Source organism: Planotetraspora sp. A-T 1434 (genome assembly GCF_025420585.1).
Lineage (GTDB): Bacteria > Actinomycetota > Actinomycetes > Streptosporangiales > Streptosporangiaceae > JAOEGB01.
In genome coordinates this window covers 190,747-207,795 of record NZ_JAOEGB010000009.1, presented here as the reverse complement: position 1 = coordinate 207,795, position 17,049 = coordinate 190,747, and the positions used below count along the sequence as shown (strand labels likewise).

12 protein-coding genes are annotated in these 17,049 nt (G+C 70.1%); 4 read left to right on the top strand and 8 right to left on the bottom strand.

The genetic code is table 11. The features are described 5' to 3' along the window. Nucleotides 1-15: 15 nt before the first annotated feature. The 3 genes from N5079_RS14300 to N5079_RS14290 form a co-directional block, all read right to left on the bottom strand. Complete coding sequence (locus N5079_RS14300) at nucleotides 16-2,637, bottom strand: ABC transporter permease (protein WP_261584218.1); 2,622 nt, start codon at nucleotides 2,635-2,637, stop codon at nucleotides 16-18. Further along, nucleotides 2,634-3,359 (bottom strand): ABC transporter ATP-binding protein, encoded by a 726-nt coding sequence (locus N5079_RS14295; protein ID WP_261584267.1) that lies wholly within the window; start codon nucleotides 3,357-3,359, stop codon nucleotides 2,634-2,636. Before N5079_RS14295 ends, N5079_RS14300 begins: the two co-directional genes overlap by 4 nt. 83 nt (nucleotides 3,360-3,442) lie before the next feature. Then, nucleotides 3,443-3,982: a PadR family transcriptional regulator gene (locus N5079_RS14290; protein WP_261584217.1), complete on the bottom strand. Its 540-nt coding sequence runs from the start codon at nucleotides 3,980-3,982 to the stop codon at nucleotides 3,443-3,445. A 184-nt stretch (nucleotides 3,983-4,166) separates the two neighbouring features. On the opposite strand from N5079_RS14290, the gene N5079_RS14285 reads away from it, so the two are divergent. From N5079_RS14285 to dacB, 3 genes are all read left to right on the top strand, one after another. Further along, nucleotides 4,167-4,982 carry a CAP domain-containing protein gene (locus N5079_RS14285; protein ID WP_261584216.1) on the top strand — a complete coding sequence of 272 codons (816 nt, stop codon included), beginning with the start codon at nucleotides 4,167-4,169 and terminating at the stop codon, nucleotides 4,980-4,982. Nucleotides 4,983-5,129: 147 nt separating this feature from the next. Further along, nucleotides 5,130-5,663: a DUF1707 and FHA domain-containing protein gene (locus tag N5079_RS14280; protein ID WP_261584215.1), complete on the top strand. Its 534-nt coding sequence runs from the start codon at nucleotides 5,130-5,132 to the stop codon at nucleotides 5,661-5,663. 251 nt (nucleotides 5,664-5,914) lie between these two features. After that, on the top strand, nucleotides 5,915-7,438 hold the full coding sequence (gene dacB, locus N5079_RS14275; RefSeq protein ID WP_261584214.1) for a D-alanyl-D-alanine carboxypeptidase/D-alanyl-D-alanine-endopeptidase: 1,524 nt from the start codon (nucleotides 5,915-5,917) through the stop codon (nucleotides 7,436-7,438). Between the two features lie 241 nt (nucleotides 7,439-7,679). Here dacB and ilvC read toward each other — a convergent pair whose 3' ends face one another. The 5 genes from ilvC to N5079_RS14250 form a co-directional block, all read right to left on the bottom strand. Then, nucleotides 7,680-8,732 (bottom strand): ketol-acid reductoisomerase, encoded by a 1,053-nt coding sequence (gene ilvC / locus N5079_RS14270; protein WP_261584212.1) that lies wholly within the window; start codon nucleotides 8,730-8,732, stop codon nucleotides 7,680-7,682. Nucleotides 8,733-8,759: 27 nt separating this feature from the next. Continuing rightward, the gene (gene ilvN / locus N5079_RS14265) at nucleotides 8,760-9,284 is read right to left on the bottom strand and encodes an acetolactate synthase small subunit (protein WP_261584211.1); all 525 of its coding nucleotides are present in this window, start codon (nucleotides 9,282-9,284) and stop codon (nucleotides 8,760-8,762) included. A 49-nt stretch (nucleotides 9,285-9,333) separates the two neighbouring features. Further along, nucleotides 9,334-11,133, bottom strand: coding sequence for an acetolactate synthase large subunit (locus N5079_RS14260; RefSeq protein WP_261584266.1), 1,800 nt, complete (start codon nucleotides 11,131-11,133; stop codon nucleotides 9,334-9,336). A 464-nt stretch (nucleotides 11,134-11,597) separates the two neighbouring features. Continuing rightward, nucleotides 11,598-14,234, bottom strand: a complete 2,637-nt coding sequence (locus tag N5079_RS14255; RefSeq protein WP_261584209.1) for a putative bifunctional diguanylate cyclase/phosphodiesterase — start codon at nucleotides 14,232-14,234, stop codon at nucleotides 11,598-11,600. Between the two features lie 564 nt (nucleotides 14,235-14,798). Then, nucleotides 14,799-15,731 (bottom strand): 2-hydroxyacid dehydrogenase, encoded by a 933-nt coding sequence (locus tag N5079_RS14250; RefSeq protein ID WP_261584208.1) that lies wholly within the window; start codon nucleotides 15,729-15,731, stop codon nucleotides 14,799-14,801. 65 nt (nucleotides 15,732-15,796) lie between these two features. On the opposite strand from N5079_RS14250, the gene N5079_RS14245 reads away from it, so the two are divergent. Beyond that, nucleotides 15,797-17,011, top strand: a complete 1,215-nt coding sequence (locus N5079_RS14245) for a PQQ-dependent sugar dehydrogenase (protein WP_261584207.1) — start codon at nucleotides 15,797-15,799, stop codon at nucleotides 17,009-17,011. Nucleotides 17,012-17,049 lie beyond the last annotated feature (38 nt).

The following is a 17,049-nucleotide window of genomic DNA, read 5'->3' as shown; positions in this document are numbered from 1 at the left end:
CCGCCTGGGGGCGGGTCACACGAGACGGCGTGGCGCGGGGAGGCGTGACCTGGTGACCGCCCCGCAGACCAGCGCGGCCAGCAGCGGCAGGCCCAGGGCCACCGCTCCGAGCAGTGGCCACGGTATGCCCAGCTCGACGGTGAGCGACGGGTAGCGGAAGCCGTTCAGCGCCGTATCCGGGATGAACGAACGGAAGCGGATCGTCGTCTCCACGGCCAGGGCGGCGCCGGGCACCAGCCCGGCGGCCAGACCGAGCGGGACTCCCACGCCGGTTATGACCGCCGCCTGGCCGGCGACCACAAGCCGGCGGGTCCGGGGCTGTGCCCCGATGGCGGACAACGTCTCCAGATCTGGCCGGTAATCGGCCGCCGCCAGGCCGGTGGCGGTGAAGGTCGCACCGAGCACGATCACCGATGCCGCGATCAAGAAGACCAGCAGCGTCCAGCTGCCGTCCTCACGGTATCCGCGCTCCAGCGTCACCGCGACCTTGGGTGTGACGGCCCGCACCGGCCCGCTGAGCCGCTGTTCATCCGCCGGGGTCAGCCGCTTGACCGCCGGATCCACGATGAGATGGGTCAGCTTGAGCGAGTAGCCGAGCGAGGTGAAAGCGGACGACGGCGCCACTCCGGCGGCCGCCGTGGGTCCACTCACCGTCACGACTACGGCGGGCAGGGAGACCGAAGGCGGTTCGCCCTCGTCGCTTGTGGTTCGGGTCGTCAGCTGGAGTCGCACTTTGCCCTGCCGCACCGCGGCGGGATTGAAGATGACCGCTCTGCCCTCGGCGAGTGCCCTCTCAGCCCCGGTGTCCGTACGCCCGATCAGGTAACGCAGCAGATCCGGACCACCTACCGGGAGAGCGCCGAAGGAGCCGCCGAAGGTGACGCACCCCTCACAGTTTCCGTCCAGCAGAGTGAGATCCAGGTGCCTGCCCTTGCCGTCGACGGCCGCCCGCACCTCGACCAGCGGCACCCCGGGTAGCGTCTTGTCGACTATCGGCCGGATCCTCCGCCACGACTCGGCGGTGACATCGTCACCGTAGACCGCGGTCGTGCCCATTCTGAAGGCTGCCTTGTAGGTCTGCCGATCGCGCGCGTGATCGGTGGCCGTGACAACCGCGACCATGCTGAACCCCGCCGCGGCCGCCAGGACGGCCGCGACCGCGGGGGCCGTACGACCCCGGTTGCGGGAGGCGTCGCGGGCGGCCAGCCGGAGCGGCAGCGGGAACCGCCCCGCCATCAGCCCGATCACACTGATCAACCGCGGTGTCAGCGCGACCAGCCCTAGTTCCCCGAGTACGGCCCCGCCCAGGATGGCGTTCTGCCCGTGCCAGGCGCCGTACGCGGTGACCGCGAGGCCCGCGGCCACTAGAAGCGCCCCGAGCAGGGGCCACCCCGCCCGGTCGCGCACCTGCCCCCGCCGCCCGGCCAGTGCCGCGACCACGTCAGCGCGTGCCGCCTGGATCGCGGGAACCACCGCGGCGATCACACCGCTCAGGATCCCGAGGGCGACGACCGTGATGATCTGCCCGGCAGGCACGTCGAACGGCCCCATCTCGCCCTCGGGCCACTGGCCGAGAACGGCGACGACGATGCGGGCGACCCCCACGCCCAGAGTCGCGCCGAGGACCGCGGCCCCGGCCCCCAGGACCAGCCCGTCGGAGACCACGATCAGCTTCAGATGGTTTCCGGAGGCCCCCTGGGCGGCGATGAGCGCCAACTCGCGACGGCGCCGCCGAAGCCCTACGGCGAAGGCCGGACCGGCGAGCAGGACGACCTCCAAGGTGAGGATCGTGGCGGTGAGCGCGGCTGTTTCCGCGATATAGGCCTGGCGTGCGACCTGCCCGACGATGGCGTCGTCCGGTGAGTCACCCGCTGGTGGCGGATCCTGCACGACGGCCCGCGACAGCACCGACAGGCCGCTTCGGTTCGCGTGACGCAGCTGTTCCCACGTCACAGGCCCAGGGGCGTCGACCAGCCATGTGGTTCTCCGGTTTCCCGCTCCGGCGCCTTTCAGCAGTGTTCCGGGGAGCGCGATGATCTGCCGGCCGTAGCCCATGAGAGGAGGCGGAGCGGCCACGACGCCCACAACACGCTTGGGCGTGTCGTCCCTGGTGACACGGAGCACGGCACCCACGCCCACCCCGACGGGGACGCTGACCGCGACTTCGTCGGCGGCTTGCGGAAATCGCCCCTGCCGCAGATGGAACATGCCCGTGGCCATCGGATCACGGCAGTCGATCTCGTCTATCGACACGTCCTCATAGCCGTCAGCACTCCGATACTCCTCGTAGTCCTCGACCGTGGGGATCGCTCGCGTGCCCGCGCCGAACACCGCCTCGACCTCCGCCCTGGTCAGCGGCGGCCTGACGGCGTCCCGATCCGTCCTGAACGACTCCGGCTCCGTAGCGCTCTGCCTGATCGGGGCCGCCAGCCCCAGATCGGTCACCGCGGCGTCCGCGGCTCCCAACTCGAAGGGGAGCCGCTCACTCGGGTCGAGGTCTCGCGTGGCCACGAGGGTCGCGGCCACCGTGATCAGGAGAACGGGCAGGCCGATCATGACCATGATGAGAGCGCTACGGCCCTTGGCCCGCCAGACGTCGCGCCGGGAAATGCGCACTGCCGCGCGAATGGCGCTCATCGGGCGGTCACCATCGCCTCGGCCGTATCGGTGATCCCGCCATCGCGGAGGAACACGACTCGGTCGGCGTACGCGGCGTACCGCGGCTCGTGAGTGACCAGCAGCACCGCGATTCCGGTGTCACACCGCTCGCGGAGCAGCCTCAGGACGCCGTCGCCGGTGGGGGTGTCGAGAGCGCCGGTGGGCTCGTCGGCCAGCAGCAGCCGCCGGTCCCCGATCAGGGCCCTGGCGATGGCCACACGCTGCTGCTGGCCGCCCGAGATCTCATCGGGAAAGCGGTCGGCGACCTGGGTCAGGCCCACCTCGCCGAGCACCTCCACCGCCTCGCTCCGCGCCTCGCGGGCGCCTGCTCCGTCCAGCTCACGCGGCAGGGCGACGTTTTCGGCCACGGTCAGCGACGGGATCAGGTTCAGGTCCTGGAAGACATAGCCCACGCTCCTGCGCCGCAGTCTCGCGAGTCGCTTCGGCGTCAGGTCGCCCAGGGCGGTTCCCTCGACCAGGACCGAACCGCTTGTCGGCCGATCGAGCCCGCCGGCCACGTTGAGCAGCGTGGACTTGCCGGACCCTGACGGTCCCATCACCGCCACAAGCTCACCGGCCGCGACGTCCAGGCTCACCTGCTTCAGCGCGTGTACGGCATGCTCGCCCTCCCCATGGACGCGGGCCACGTCGATCAGGCGGACGACGGGCGCGTCAGCCGTACCGGACGAGTCCGCAGGCAGCCGGGGCGCTCCGGTCTCCGGAGAGGCCGCTGGTGACGCGTCCGGTCTGGACGGGTCCGGACGGGCGGACGGGTCGCGCTCGGTCACTTGGTCTCCTGGGGGGTGGGGTGGGATGACGCGGCGAGGACGGCTTCGCAGTGGTCGAGCCAGCGCTGCTCGGCCTCGGCTTGGAAGATCATCGAGTCGAGGACCAGTCGCCGGGCCGTGTCGTGCCGGGCGTCCACGCTGCGCTTGACCCTGGTGAGTTCCTGCAGGGTCCGCATCGTGGCGGAGCGCTGCGCCTGGACGACGCGGGCGACGTCGACGCCAGGGGCGGTGACGGCCATCGCCAGCTTGATGACCAGCTCGTCACGTGGCCGGTCCGCCTGCGCGACGGGCGTGGCGAACCACTGGTCGAGCTCGGCCCGGCCCTTGGGAGTGATGGCGTACACAACACGGCCCTGCTCGTCCTGCTCCCCCGGAGCCACGAGGCCGTCCCGCTCCATGCGCGACAGCGTCGTGTAGACCTGGCCGATGTTCAGCGGCCAGGTCGCCCCTGTGGACGCCTCGAACTCGGACCGAAGCTGGTAGCCGTACCTCGGGCCCTGACTCAGGAGGGCGAGCAGGCCGTGTCGGATGGACATGGATACTGAGTATGCATACTCAGTATGCCTTAGGCAACATCACGTCTGGTGTAGGTGTGACTGGTGAGCCTGGAGTGAAGGTAGATCTTTACGAGCAAAGAGTGATTTATTCGGACATTTGATATCTAGACGCACCATAATGACGATTTCCATCCAGCGTCCCAACCCCACTGGAGGAGAGATCGTGAACAGAGCGCTCGGAGCTGTCCTGTGCCTCGGGAGCCTCGCGGCGATCGGTGCCCCCACCGTCCCGGCCCAGGCCGAGAGCCAGGTCGAGAGCCAGGTCAAGACGCAGAACGCGGTCTGCCGCGTGGCCACGGCCAAGCCGCACGTCGCCTCGGACGGGAAGATCACCGCCGCCGGGTCCCGGGCAGGCTGCACCGGCGAGGCGACGTTCCGCGTCCGCATCTGGAAGGTCCAGCCGGGCCCCGACCGGGTCGTGAAGAGCGGCGCCAAGGCGGTCCAGAACGGGCGGGTCACGCTGAACCTCCGCTGCGCCGGCGGCACGTTCTACACCGTCGCCACCGACTACCACGGCCACATGTCGAAGTCGAAGGCCATCCGCCTGACCTGCGGCACGACGGCGACTCCGACTCCGACTCCGAGTGCCGGCGTCGGCACGGCACTGGAGAACGAGGTGGTGCGCCTCACCAACGTCGAGCGGGCGAAGGCCGGCTGCGGCCCGCTGAAGCACGACGCCAAGCTCCGCGCCGCGGCGTACGGCCACTCGGCCGACATGTCCGCCAAGAACTACTTCGATCACACCTCCGCGGATGGCCGCACGATGAAGGACCGCATCGAGGCGGCCGGCTACACCTCCTGGAAGGCACTCGGGGAGAACATCGCCAAGGGCTATGGCACCGCGGCCTCCGTCGTCCAGGGCTGGATGAACAGCCCGGGGCACCGGCAGAACATCCTCAACTGCGACTACACCGACATCGGTGTGGGATACGTCAAGGCCGGCGGGCCGTACTGGACGCAGGACTTCGGCAAGCACTAGGAAGTCGTGGTGGGGAGCGGCCCGGCGGCGCGATTGGGCAGAGAATCTTAAAGAGCAGGACCCTCCCCGGACCGGCAAGGTCCGGAAAAGGGAGGGAATGCGATGGTCTTCTGGACACCTCGCGTTACTCCGTCGGATACTCCAATCATGAGCTCTCCCCCGGTTCGCGCCTCGGACGGGGATCGCGAGCGCGCCCTCAACGAGCTCCGCGACCGCGCCGCCGAGGGACGCCTGTCGATGGACACCTTCGTCGGCCGAGTCGACATGGCGCTGCGCGCGCGTAGCCGCAGCGAGCTGGATGAGCTGATCTCGGATCTCCCGCATCGCGGGCGCTGGCGCAGGCGGATCACCGAGGCCGTCGCCTCGGTGTCCGACCTCACCAGCCGGATCGAGACCGCCTGGCGCCGGCCGCGCCTCCCCCGGCTGGCGCTGCCGGTCGACAGCCGCATCCGCTACGTCGTGGGCCGGGGCTCGGCGTGCGACCTTGTGCTCTCGGACCTCACGGTCTCCAGGGTCCACGCCGAACTGCGGCGCGAGAACGACTCCTGGTTGCTCGTCGATCTGGGCTCGATGAACGGGACCAGGCTGAACGGCTGGCGCCTGGTCGGCCCGGCGCGCGTGCGGGCCGGTGACGAGGTGGCCTTCGGCGACTGCGCGTTCCTGGTGTCGGCCCCCGCCTGAGCGCGGCCCCGTGTTCGTGGGTGTTCCTGGTGTCGGCCCCCGCCTGAGCGCGGCCCCGTGGTCCTCCTGATGTCGGCTCCGCAGGAGCGCGGTCTCCTGGGGCCCCGCGCGGCCAGGCGGGGCTCCTCTGGGTATACCGGACAGATGCGCAAATCTCTCTTGTGATGCGCCGCCGCGAGCCACGCTCGGGGCATGCCATCCGGAAGCTCATCCGGGAGCCGACAGTGCGGTTATCACGAAGAATTCCGATAATGCTGGCCGGCGCGGCACTGGTGGCGGGAGTCGCGGGCCCTGGCCTTCCGGCCAGCGCTCACGATGCCGCGCCCGGCGTCGCCGACCTCACCCACGATATCGACCAGATCCTCAGCGATCCCCGCCTCACGGCCGCCCGCGCGGGCGTGGTCGTGAAGAGCGCCGCGACCGGCGAGGACCTGTACGCCGTGGACGCGGACAAGCTGTTCACGCCCGCCTCCAACAACAAGCTGCTCACCTCGGCGGCCGCCGTGGAGACGCTGGGGCTGGACCACCGGTTCCGCACCCAGGTCCTCGCCACGTCGAGGTCGGGGCCGAGGATCACCGGCGACCTGGTGCTGAAGGGCACGGGCGATCCGACCATGCTCGCCGCCGACTACGACGCGCTGGCCGCCAAGGTCGCCGCGGAGGGGATCACCGTGGTCAGGGGACGGCTGGTCGCCGACGACACCTGGTTCGACGATGTACGGCTCGGCGCCGACTGGACCTGGGACGACGAGCCGTACAACTACGCGGGCCAGATCTCGGCGCTGACCGCGTCACCCGACACGGACTACGACGCCGGATCGGTGAAGGTCACGGTGACACCGGGCGACGCCCAGGGAGACCGCGCCAAGGTGTCCGTCACGCCGGAGACCGACTACGTGAAGATCGTGAACAGAGCGGTCACCGGCACCAGCACCGACGTGAAGGTCAACCGGGAACACGGCACCAACACGATCGTGGTCACGGGGACCGTGGCCGACCGCCACGACGAGTGGATGTCGGTGTGGGACCCCACGCTCTACGCGGCGTCGCTGTTCCGCGAGCGCCTGGCGAACCACGGCGTCCGCGTCCTCGGTCCGACCGTGCGCGGGGGCGCGCCGGAAGGGGCGACGGCACTGGCGACCCACGAGTCCATCCCGCTGAGCCGCCTTCTGGTCCCGTTCATGAAGCTGAGCAACAACATGCACGCCGAGATCCTGACCAAGACGATGGGGCGCAAGGTCTCCGGGCAGGGCACCTGGGCCGCCGGGCTGGCCGTCACCGAGGCGTTCGCCAAGGCCAACGGCGTCGAGACGCTGCGACTGCGGGACGGCTCCGGCCTCTCCCGCGCCGACGGCCTGACGCCCGCGGGCCTCACGTCACTGCTGGTCGCCGTGCGGAGCAAGCCGTGGTTCACGACGTGGTACGGCTCGCTGCCGGTCGCGGGCGACCCCGACCGGATCACCGGAGGCACCCTCCGCAGCAGGATGCGCGGCACCCCGGCGGCGGGCAATGTTCACGCCAAGACCGGCACGCTCACCGGTGTCACCGCGCTGTCGGGCTACGTGAGAAGCGCCGACGGCGAGCCGCTGGTCTTCTCGATCCTGGCGAACAACTTCCTGTCGGAGGATCCGCCCAAGGACCTCGAGGACCGGATCGCCGTACGGCTCGCCCAGTTCAGGCGGTCGGCCCCCGTGGACGGGACCGCGGTGATCCTCATGGGCGCTCCGCCGACCGGCGACCTGGAGTGCTCCTGGCTCAAACCCGTGGGCTGCTGAGCCACCCCACCCCCCGTGATCATGCACAGGGTCCCGGCCTGCCGTGCCAGCCTGGCCCTACGCCACACGCGATCATGCACAGGGTCTTGGGTTGCCGTGCCGACCTGGCCGTACGCCGCCCGTGATCATGCAAGCCACATGATCACGGTCGGCGTACGCGTTGGCAAGGCCGGGACCGGCCTAAAATCGCGAACGGCCGGGGACCGGGCCTAACCGACCGCAACCGGCTGGGCTCAGGGCCTCAGGACTGCTCGCCCTTGAGCCAGCTCATCATCGGGCGGAGCGTGGCACCGGTCTGCTCGATCGGGTGACCGGCCAGCTCCTCGCGGTACTTGTTGAAGTTGCCCTGGCCGGAGTCGAACTCCTCGACCAGCTCGCGGGCGAAGCGGCCGTCCTGGATCTCGTCCAGGATGCGGCGCATCTCCTTCTTGGTCTCGGCGTTGACGACGCGCGGGCCGCGGGTGTAGCCGCCGTACTCGGCGGTGTCGGAGACCGACCAGTACATCTTGGAGATGCCGCCCTCGTACATCAGGTCCACGATCAGCTTCATCTCGTGGAGGCACTCGAAGTAGGCGACCTCGGGCTGGTAGCCCGCCTCGATCAGGGTCTCGAACCCGGCCTTGATCAGCTCGGACACGCCGCCGCAGAGCACGGCCTGCTCGCCGAACAGGTCGGTCTCGGTCTCCTCGGTGAAGGTCGTCTTCAGCGCGCCGGCGCGGGTGCCGCCGATGCCCTTGGCGTACGACAGGACCAGCGGCCAGGCGTTGCCCGTGGCGTCGCGCTCGACGGCGACGAGACAGGGCACGCCACGGCCCGCGGCGTACTGGCGGCGGACGAGGTGGCCGGGGCCCTTGGGCGCCACCATCGCGACGTCCACGCCCTCCGGCGCCTCGATCAGGCCGTACCGGATGTTGAGGCCGTGGCCGAAGAACAGCGCGTCGCCCTCGACGAGGTTCGGCTGGACGTGCTCCGCGTAGAGGTGCCGCTGGATGTGGTCCGGCGCGAGGATCATCGTCAGGTCGGCCTCTTCGACGGCCTCCGAAGGCGACAGCACGCGAAGACCGTCGGCCTCGGCCTTCTCCCTGCTCTTGGAGCCCTCCGGCAGGCCGACCCGGACGTCCACGCCGGAGTCGCGCAGGCTCAGGGCGTGGGCGTGCCCCTGGCTGCCGTACCCCAGGACGGCCACGTGCCGCCCCTGGATGACCGACAGGTCGGCGTCGTCGTCGTAGAAGATCTCAGTCACATGCTTGCCTTTCGGAATCGGTTGTTCGCGCTCGCTCGGGGTGCTCGACATCGTGTACGGCCCATGCGGGCCGTACGGCTAGGCGATGCGGTCGAGTGCCCGCAGCGAGCGGTCGGTGATGGAACGGGCGCCGCGGCCGATGGCCACCATGCCCGACTGCACGAGCTCCTTTATGCCATACGGCTCCAGCACCCTGACGAACGCCTCCAGCTTGTCCGTCGTGCCGGTGACCTCGATCGTCACCGCGTCCGGGGCGACGTCGACGCAGCGGGCGCGGAACAGGTTGACCAGCTCCAGGACGTGCGACCGGCTCTCGGCGTCGGTCCTGACCTTGATCAGCATCAGCTCGCGCTGCACCGACAGGCTGTTGTCGAGCTCCACGATCTTGAGGACGTTGACGAGCTTGTTGAGCTGCTTGGTCACCTGCTCCAGCGGGAGCTCCTCCACGTTGACCACGATGGTCATCCGCGAGATGTCGTCGTGCTCGGTCGGCCCGACGGCCAGCGAGTCGATGTTGAACCCGCGGCGGCTGAACAGCGCCGCGACCCGAGCCAGGACACCCGGCTTGTTCTCCACCAGAACGGACAGCGTATGACGGCTCATGCGGCCCTCCCCTTGGCGCCCTTGGCGCAGGTCCCGTTGCCCCGGTCGCTCATTCTTCGCTCTCCCACTTCGGCGCCATGTCGCGGGCGTACTTGATGTCGTCGTTGCTGGTGCCGGCGGCGACCATCGGCCAGACCATCGCGTCCTGGTGGACGACGAAGTCGATCACGACGGGCACGTCGTTGATCTCCATGGCCTTCTGGATGGTGGCGTCGACGTCCTCCGGCCGCTCGCACCGCAGGCCGACGCACCCGTAGGCCTCGGCCAGCTTCACGAAGTCCGGAATCCGCTTGACCCTGTTCAGGTCGCTGTTGGAGTACCGCTCGTCGTAGAACAGCGTCTGCCACTGCCTGATCATGCCGAGGTTACCGTTGTTGATGACCGCCACCTTGATGGGCACGCCCTCGATGGCGCAGGTGGCAAGCTCCTGGTTGGTCATCTGGAAGCAGCCGTCGCCGTCGATGCACCACACCGTGGCGTCCGGCCGGCCCATCTTGGCGCCCATGGCGGCCGGGACGGCGAAGCCCATCGTGCCCGCGCCGCCCGAGTTGATGAACGTCCCCGGGTTCTCATAGCCGATGAACTGCGCCGCCCACATCTGGTGCTGGCCGACGCCCGCGGTGTAGATCGCGTCCGGGCCGACGAGCGCGCTCAGCCGCTCCATGACGTACTGCGGGGCCAGGGAGCCGTCCTCGTACTGGTCGTAGCCCAGCGGGTAGGTCTCCTTGTAGCCGTTGAGGACCCGCCACCAGTCGGCGTAGTCGCCCTTGCGGCCCTCGTTGTGCTCGTTGCGCACCGCGTTGACCAGGTCACCGAGCACCTCGCGGCAGTCGCCCACGATCGGCACGTCCGCGTGGCGGTTCTTGGAGATCTCCGCCGGGTCGATGTCGGCGTGGATGACCTTGGCGTTCGGCGCGAAGCTGGACAGCTGGCCGGTCACGCGGTCGTCGAACCGAGTGCCGAGCGCGATCAGCAGATCCGAGCGCTGCAGGGTCCCGACCGCCGAGACGCTGCCGTGCATGCCCGGCATGCCCATGTGCTGCGGGTGGCTGTCGGGGAACGTGCCGCGCGCCATCAGCGTGGTCACAACCGGGATGCCCGTCAGCTCGGCCAGTTCGAGCAGCTCCGACGAGGCGCGCGCCTTGTGCACGCCGCCGCCGACGTAGAGGACCGGCCTCTTGGCCTCGATCATCAGCTTGGCGGCCTCGCGGATCTGCTTGGAATGCGGCCGGGTCACCGGCCGGTAGCCGGGAAGCTGCATGACCGGCGGCCAGGAGAACGTGGTCATCGTCTGGAGCGCGTCCTTGGCGATGTCCACCAGCACAGGGCCGGGGCGGCCCGTGGACGCGATGTGAAACGCCTCGGCGATGATCCGGGGAATGTCGTCGGCGTGGGTCACCAGGAAGTTGTGCTTGGTGATCGGCATCGTGATGCCGGAGATGTCCGCCTCCTGGAAGGCGTCCGTCCCGATCAGCGGAGTCGACACCTGCCCGGTGATCGCGACGATCGGCACCGAGTCCATGTAGGCGTCCGCGATCGGCGTGACCAGGTTCGTCGCCCCCGGGCCGCTGGTCGCCATGCACACCCCGACCTTGCCCGTGGCCTGCGCGTACCCCTCGGCGGCGTGGCCGGCGCCCTGCTCGTGCCGTACAAGCACGTGCCGGACCTTGGTCGAGTCGTAGAGGGGATCGTAGGCGGGGAGAATCGCGCCGCCCGGGATCCCGAACACCGTGTCGACCCCGACGTGCTCCAGCGCCCTCACGAGGGCCTGAGCACCTGTCATCTGTTCGGTCATCGGCTCGTTCCTTGTGGCTGAGCTGTCTGCTGGGTGTCTGCTGGCATAAAAAATGCCCCGTCCGCTGAGCGGAGCTGGGGCGCGCGCAGGACCGAGTGCTTCGTCAGGCTGCGCGCCTGCGAAGTACTACGAGGATCCCATCGCCATGCATGGCTACACCATGTCTGATCGACAGCCTCCGCGTCAAATCATCTGGGACAGCCATCTCACCATCCGGACAGCGTTCATTGCGCTCGCTCCGCTCGCGCGGGCTCGGGGCGCCTTTGAGGCCGTTGGTCGTGCCGCAGGCGCGCGACAGAGCACAGCCCTCGTCGCTCGGGTCGCTCGTTCCTCGCTCCCCACTCGGCTCCTCAGTCCAGACACGGCAGCGCCCCTCGCATGCCGGTTGCTTCTGCATGATCACGATGGACGTCGGTGCAGCTCTGAGGGCTTCCCGGGAAACCTTGCATGATCACGCTCGGAGTCGGGCCCCGTCAGGCGACCTGTCGCGGAACCCGTGCATGATCACGCGGGGGGTTTTAGGCGGTGTTCTGGAGGGTGGTGCGCATGAGGGAGTCGACTCCTCGGGCGGCCATCGGGCGGGCGACCAGGTAGCCCTGGCCCCTCGTGCAGCCCATCTCGCGCAGGAGCTCCAGTTGCTCGGGACGCTCGATGCCCTCGGCGACGACGATCAGGCCGAGGTCGTGGCCGAGCCGTACGATCGTCCGGGTCAGCAGGGTGAGAGTCTCGTCGCGGCCGAGTCCGGAGACGAACGACGGGTCGATCTTGATCATGTCGACCGGGAGCTGCCGGAGGAAGGCCAGCGACGCGTAGCCGGTGCCGAAGTCGTCGATGGCCAGCCGTACGCCGAGGGCTCGCAGCTCCGAGAGCTTGGTGATCGTGTCATCGGCGTCCTCGACCAGCATCTCCTCGATCACTTCGAGGGTCAGCGCGCTCGCGGGCAGCCCGCTCTCGGCCAGCGCCTCGGACACGGTCTCGACGAACCGGGGCGCGGTGATCTGGCGGGCGGACAGGTTGAGCGACAGGCCGATGTCCCATGACGAGGCCCGCCAGGCGGCCACCTCCTGGCACGCCTCCCGGAGGATCCACTCGCTCAGTGGCACGATCAGCCCCGTGTCCTCCGCCGGGCCGAGGAACTGTTCCGGAGGCACGAACGTGCTGCCCCGCCACCACCGGACCAGCGCCTCGACCGCCGCGACGCGGGAAGTCGCCAGGTCGACCACGGGCTGATACTCGACGGTGAACTGGTTCTCCAGCAGCGCCCGCTGCAGGTCCGCGGCGATCTCCAGGCGGCGCACGACATCGGCGTGCATGTGCGTGGCGAAGACCTCGACCCGGCGGCCGCCCAGCTCCTTGGCGCGCGACATCGCGACATCGGCGTTGCGCAGGAGGTCTCCCGCGGGCAGGCCGTCCTCCGCGAAGGCCACGCCGACGCTGGCCGTGAGCGCCACGTCCCGATCGGCGACGCGGAACGGCTCGGACGACACCGCGCGGACCAGCCGTTCCGCGAGATCGATGGCGGTCTGCGCGTCGGTACCGCTGGACACGCCGCCCTCCAGCAGCACCGCGAACTCGTCGCCGCCCCATCGGGCCAGCGTGTCGTCGGCCCGTACGGCGGAGCGCAGCCGGCGGGCGGCCTGACCGAGCAGGTAGTCGCCGCTGGCGTGGCCGACCGAGTCGTTCACCCCGGTGAAGCCGTCGAGGTCGAGGAAGATCACGGCGGTGCGGCCGGCGCTCCGCCGGGCGAGCACCTCCCGGGCGCGCTCCTCGAAGTAGGCACGGTTGGGCAGCCCGGTCACCCCGTCGTGGAAGGTGAGGTGGGTGACCTGGTTCCGCAGGGCGACCTGGTCGGTCATGTCCCGGACGGTGACGAGGATGAGGTCCTCGCCGCGGACGTGGCGGGTGGCGACCGACTCGGTGGGCCGCCATGTGCCGTCGGCCGCGCGGACGCGGCAGGCGATCCGGCAACTCGCGTGGATCTGCGAGACGTCGTCGTCGGCGGCGGCGATCCTGCGCAGCAGCGCATGGATCCCCGGAACGTCCTCCGGGTGGATGTAGTCGAAGATCGGGTGTCCGGCGAGATCGCCGGGGCGGTAGCCGTACGTCGCGTCGACACCCGCGCCGATCTCCCGGATCACGCCGTCGAAGTCGCAGACCAGCACGACGTCACCCGTGTTCTCGGCCAGCTGACGGAGTTGTTGTTCGCCCACATCGACGAGGCGGCGCATCCCGGCGGTCTCCACGAGCAGCACGAACAGCCGCCCGAGCAGCACCAGGACGACGGAGGCGGCGACGACGGGAAGGGCGGGGTCATGGCTCCCGGCGATCGCGTGGAGGGTCACGACCACCGTGGCGACGGCTGCCAGGACGAGCGGCGTGGCGGCCGTGAGGGCCGCCGGCAGCGGCTTCCAGGCGCGGCGCTCCTCGACCCACGGCGTGACGGCGAGCACGAGGAACGCGGCCGGGGCGACGAGGACGGCCGCCAGGGGCGGGGTGTCGCCACTGAGCCGGGCGAGCGCCGTGGCCACCTCGGCCACGGTTATCGCGCTGAGCACACCCACACCGGCCAGGCCGACCGTACGGCTGCCCGAGCGGGACGCGGCGACGGCGGGCGCCACGGCGCAGGCCGCGAGCAGGCACACGACGGGCAGCGCCAGTGTGGAGAAGAAGGCGGCGGGCTCCTCCGCCTTCCGGAAGGCCGGCCCAAGCAGGGCCACCCATGCCACCGCGAAGATCGACGCGGCGCCCACATAGGCGTCGGTGGCCTGCCGGAACACGCCACGGCTGTACGCCGGGGGTTTCACGGACAGGCCGCAGCCGATCGCGAGCAGGATGGAGCCGACGAGCAGCAACAGGTCGGCGAAGGTCAGCACGAACGGGGTGCCGTCCGCGACCGGGCGGACGCCGACGCCGAGCAGCCAGGTCAGCGAGCCTCCGGCCAGCCATCGCCAGGCGGCAGGCTGCCGCCGGTGCCCCGGCACCATCCGAGATGCCGCCACGATCAGCGAGACCGACGCCAGAAGGCCCGTGACGACCCCGGCGATGGCCGCGAGCGCGGAGGACGAGCCTCCGGTGATCAGGGCAGCGAGGACCCCCGCCACGCCGAGCCCGGCTGTGGCGGTGAGCGAGACCCTGGGGTCACGCCTGCCTTTCACGCGTGTCGCCTCTGTACCTCGAGCCGCGGCGTCCGTCGCGGCTCTGTCCGGAGCCGCCGTCCCGATTGTCGCTGTGCTCGTTGCCGCTGTATCGGTTGTGCTTATGTCGGTTGTGCTTGTGTCGGTTGTGCTTGTGTCGGTTGCACTTATGTCGGTTGCACTTATGTCGGCCGGTGCCTCTGTGGCCGGCGTGCCGCTCGTGTCCGGGACCGTTACGGATATAGCGGGAGCCGATATATCCGATGCCGGTCCGTCCGGTACGGCGGAGCCTGCCGGAACCGTGCCGGGACATGGAGTCGCCTCAGCGTCGTCGCGCCCGGTAGGGGGTGATGTCACGGCCCCTCCCGTCCTCGACTCGGCTTTACTCTCCCTGTCACATGGCCAGTCTGCGCACAGACGGTGATCGAGAGGGCGACAACCGCCGAGTCGTCACCGATCTGATAACCAGCCATGCGCGGATGAGGTTCACCGTACGCACCCCAGGTCACGGGGCAGCCACGTTCCGGAATCCTTAATGGAGCAGTCAGGCCCGCGGTCAAGCCGCCGCCCGTCGCCCGGGAGCGGTCAGTAGTGGCCGGTGATCATGTTAGCGAGTCGCTGACCGGTCAGGTACCGGAAGATCTGTGCACGGACGAGCTCGCGGGTGCGCCGTAACGAGGCGGGAGTGCTGCCGGCGACATGTGGGGTGATCAGAACACCCGGGGCGGTCCACAGAGGGTGGCCCGGCGGCAGCGGCTCCGGCGCGGTGACGTCGAGGGCGGCCCGCAGCCGCCCGCTCTGGAGCTCGGCCACCAGCGCGCCGGTGTCGACGATCGAGCCGCGGGCGGCGTTCACGAGCACGGAGCCGTCCTTCATGGCGGCGAGGAACTTCGCATCCACCAGGCCCACGGTGTCCGCCGTGGCCGGAACGAGCAGGACGACCACGTCGGCCGAGGGCAGCAACTCGGGAAGCTCGTCCTGGCCGTGCACGTTGCCCCGGGCGGACCTCGCCACCCGGACGATCTCCACCTCGAAACCGGCCAGGCGCCGCTCCACCGCCTCGCCGATCGAGCCGTACCCGACGATCAGCACTGTGGAATCCGCCAGCACGCCGGTGTGGTGATAGGTCCACTCGCCGCGCGCCTGAGCGGCGGCGAAGCCGGGGAACTCCCGCAGCACGGCGATCATCGCGCCCACCGCCCACTCGGCGGTGCCCGCGTCGTGGACGCCCCGGGCGTTGCAGAGCACCGCGTTCTTCGGCACGTGCGGGCGGTACGGCTCCACGCCCGCGGTCACGGTCTGGAGCAGGCGCAAGCCGGTCATGCGGCCGAGGACGGCCCCGAGATCCGGCACCGGCTGAAGAGGCGGAACCCAGATCTCGACCTCCTCGGGAGCGCCGGGCAGCGCCGTCTTGCCGTCGTATACCGCGAGCTCCAGTGCCGGGGCATCGTCCGGCAGCTCTTTGGGCAAATCGGACAGTGCGTCCGCGATGTCCTGCGAGGCGACCCAGATCTTCACGAGAACCAACCTAGGGAACCTTCCCGGCCGAACGCGAGTATGAGAAGCACGAGGAGGTCACGGACATGGTCGAGATAGGCCAAATAGGGCGCTCTGGGCTGGCTCTTGTGACGGCCGTCACGCTCGCCCTGGTCGCGGTGCCGGCGTGCTCGGCCACCCCGGAGAGCGTGACGAACGACGGGAACACCCCCGCGACCGTGCGGGGCGGCGGAGACCCTCCCGCGACCGTGCGGGGCGGCGGAGACCCTCCCGCGACCGTGCGGGGCGGCGGGGACACCCCGGCTCCGCTGCCCAGCATCACCGCGGAGCCTCCTGGACGGCCGCGGACACTGGTGACGGATCTCGCGGTGCCGTGGGCCGTCGCGTTCCTGCCGGGCGGCGACGCGCTCGTGACGGAGCGGGACTCGGCGCGGCTGCTGCGCGTCACGCCCCAGGGACGCGCCTCAGATGCCGGTGTGATCCAGGGCGTCGCCCCTGGTGGCGAGGGCGGGCTGCTGGGCGTGGCCGTCTCCCCGAAGTTCACGACTGATCACCACGTCTTCGTGTATTTCACGGCGGACGGCGACAACCGGGTGGTCCGATACCGCTACGACGGCCGGCTCTCCGACCCCGTCCCGCTCGTGAGGGGCATCCCCAAGGGACGCATCCACAACGGCGGCCGCCTGGCGTTCGGCCCGGACGGCTTCCTTTACGCCTCGACCGGGGAGACCGGCCGCGAGGAGCTCGCCCAGGACCGCGACTCCCTCGGCGGCAAGATTCTTCGGATGACCGTGGACGGCAAGCCCGCTCCGGGCAACCCCTTCGGCACCCTTGTATGGACCTACGGCCACCGCAACGTCCAGGGCCTCGCCTGGGACGGCCGGGGTCACATGTACGCCACCGAGTTCGGCCAGAACACATACGACGAGATCAACCTGATCGAGAAGGGCCACAACTACGGCTGGCCGGAGGTCGAGGGCATGGGCAGGGACAGCAGGTACACCGACCCGCTGCTCACCTGGTCCACCGATGAGGCCTCGCCGTCCGGGCTCGCGTACGCCGACGGATCCCTGTGGGCCGCGGCGCTGCGCGGCCGGCGACTCTGGCAGATCCCCCTGAGCCCGGACGGCGCCGTGGGCCGGCCCGTCGCCCGCTTCACCGGTCAGTACGGCAGGCTGCGCGCGGTCGCCACGGCTCCCGACGGGACGCTGTGGGTCGGCACCAGCAACAGGGACGGCCGCGGATCACCCCGCCCGGGCGACGACCGCATCCTCCTCGTCCCACCCCGCCCGGCGGCATGACCGCGCCACGCTCCGGCCCGCATGGCCGTACGGCCACG

Coding starts and splice junctions, on each gene's coding strand:
- ilvN (WP_261584211.1), bottom strand. CDS start 9,284: ATGAGCCGTCATACGCTGTCCGTTCTGGTGGAGAACAAGCCGGGTGTC.
- ilvC (WP_261584212.1), bottom strand. CDS start 8,732: ATGTCGAGCACCCCGAGCGAGCGCGAACAACCGATTCCGAAAGGCAAG.
- N5079_RS14290 (WP_261584217.1), bottom strand. CDS start 3,982: ATGTCCATCCGACACGGCCTGCTCGCCCTCCTGAGTCAGGGCCCGAGG.
- N5079_RS14280 (WP_261584215.1), top strand. CDS start 5,130: ATGAGCTCTCCCCCGGTTCGCGCCTCGGACGGGGATCGCGAGCGCGCC.
- N5079_RS14300 (WP_261584218.1), bottom strand. CDS start 2,637: ATGAGCGCCATTCGCGCGGCAGTGCGCATTTCCCGGCGCGACGTCTGG.
- N5079_RS14245 (WP_261584207.1), top strand. CDS start 15,797: ATGGTCGAGATAGGCCAAATAGGGCGCTCTGGGCTGGCTCTTGTGACG.
- dacB (WP_261584214.1), top strand. CDS start 5,915: ATGCTGGCCGGCGCGGCACTGGTGGCGGGAGTCGCGGGCCCTGGCCTT.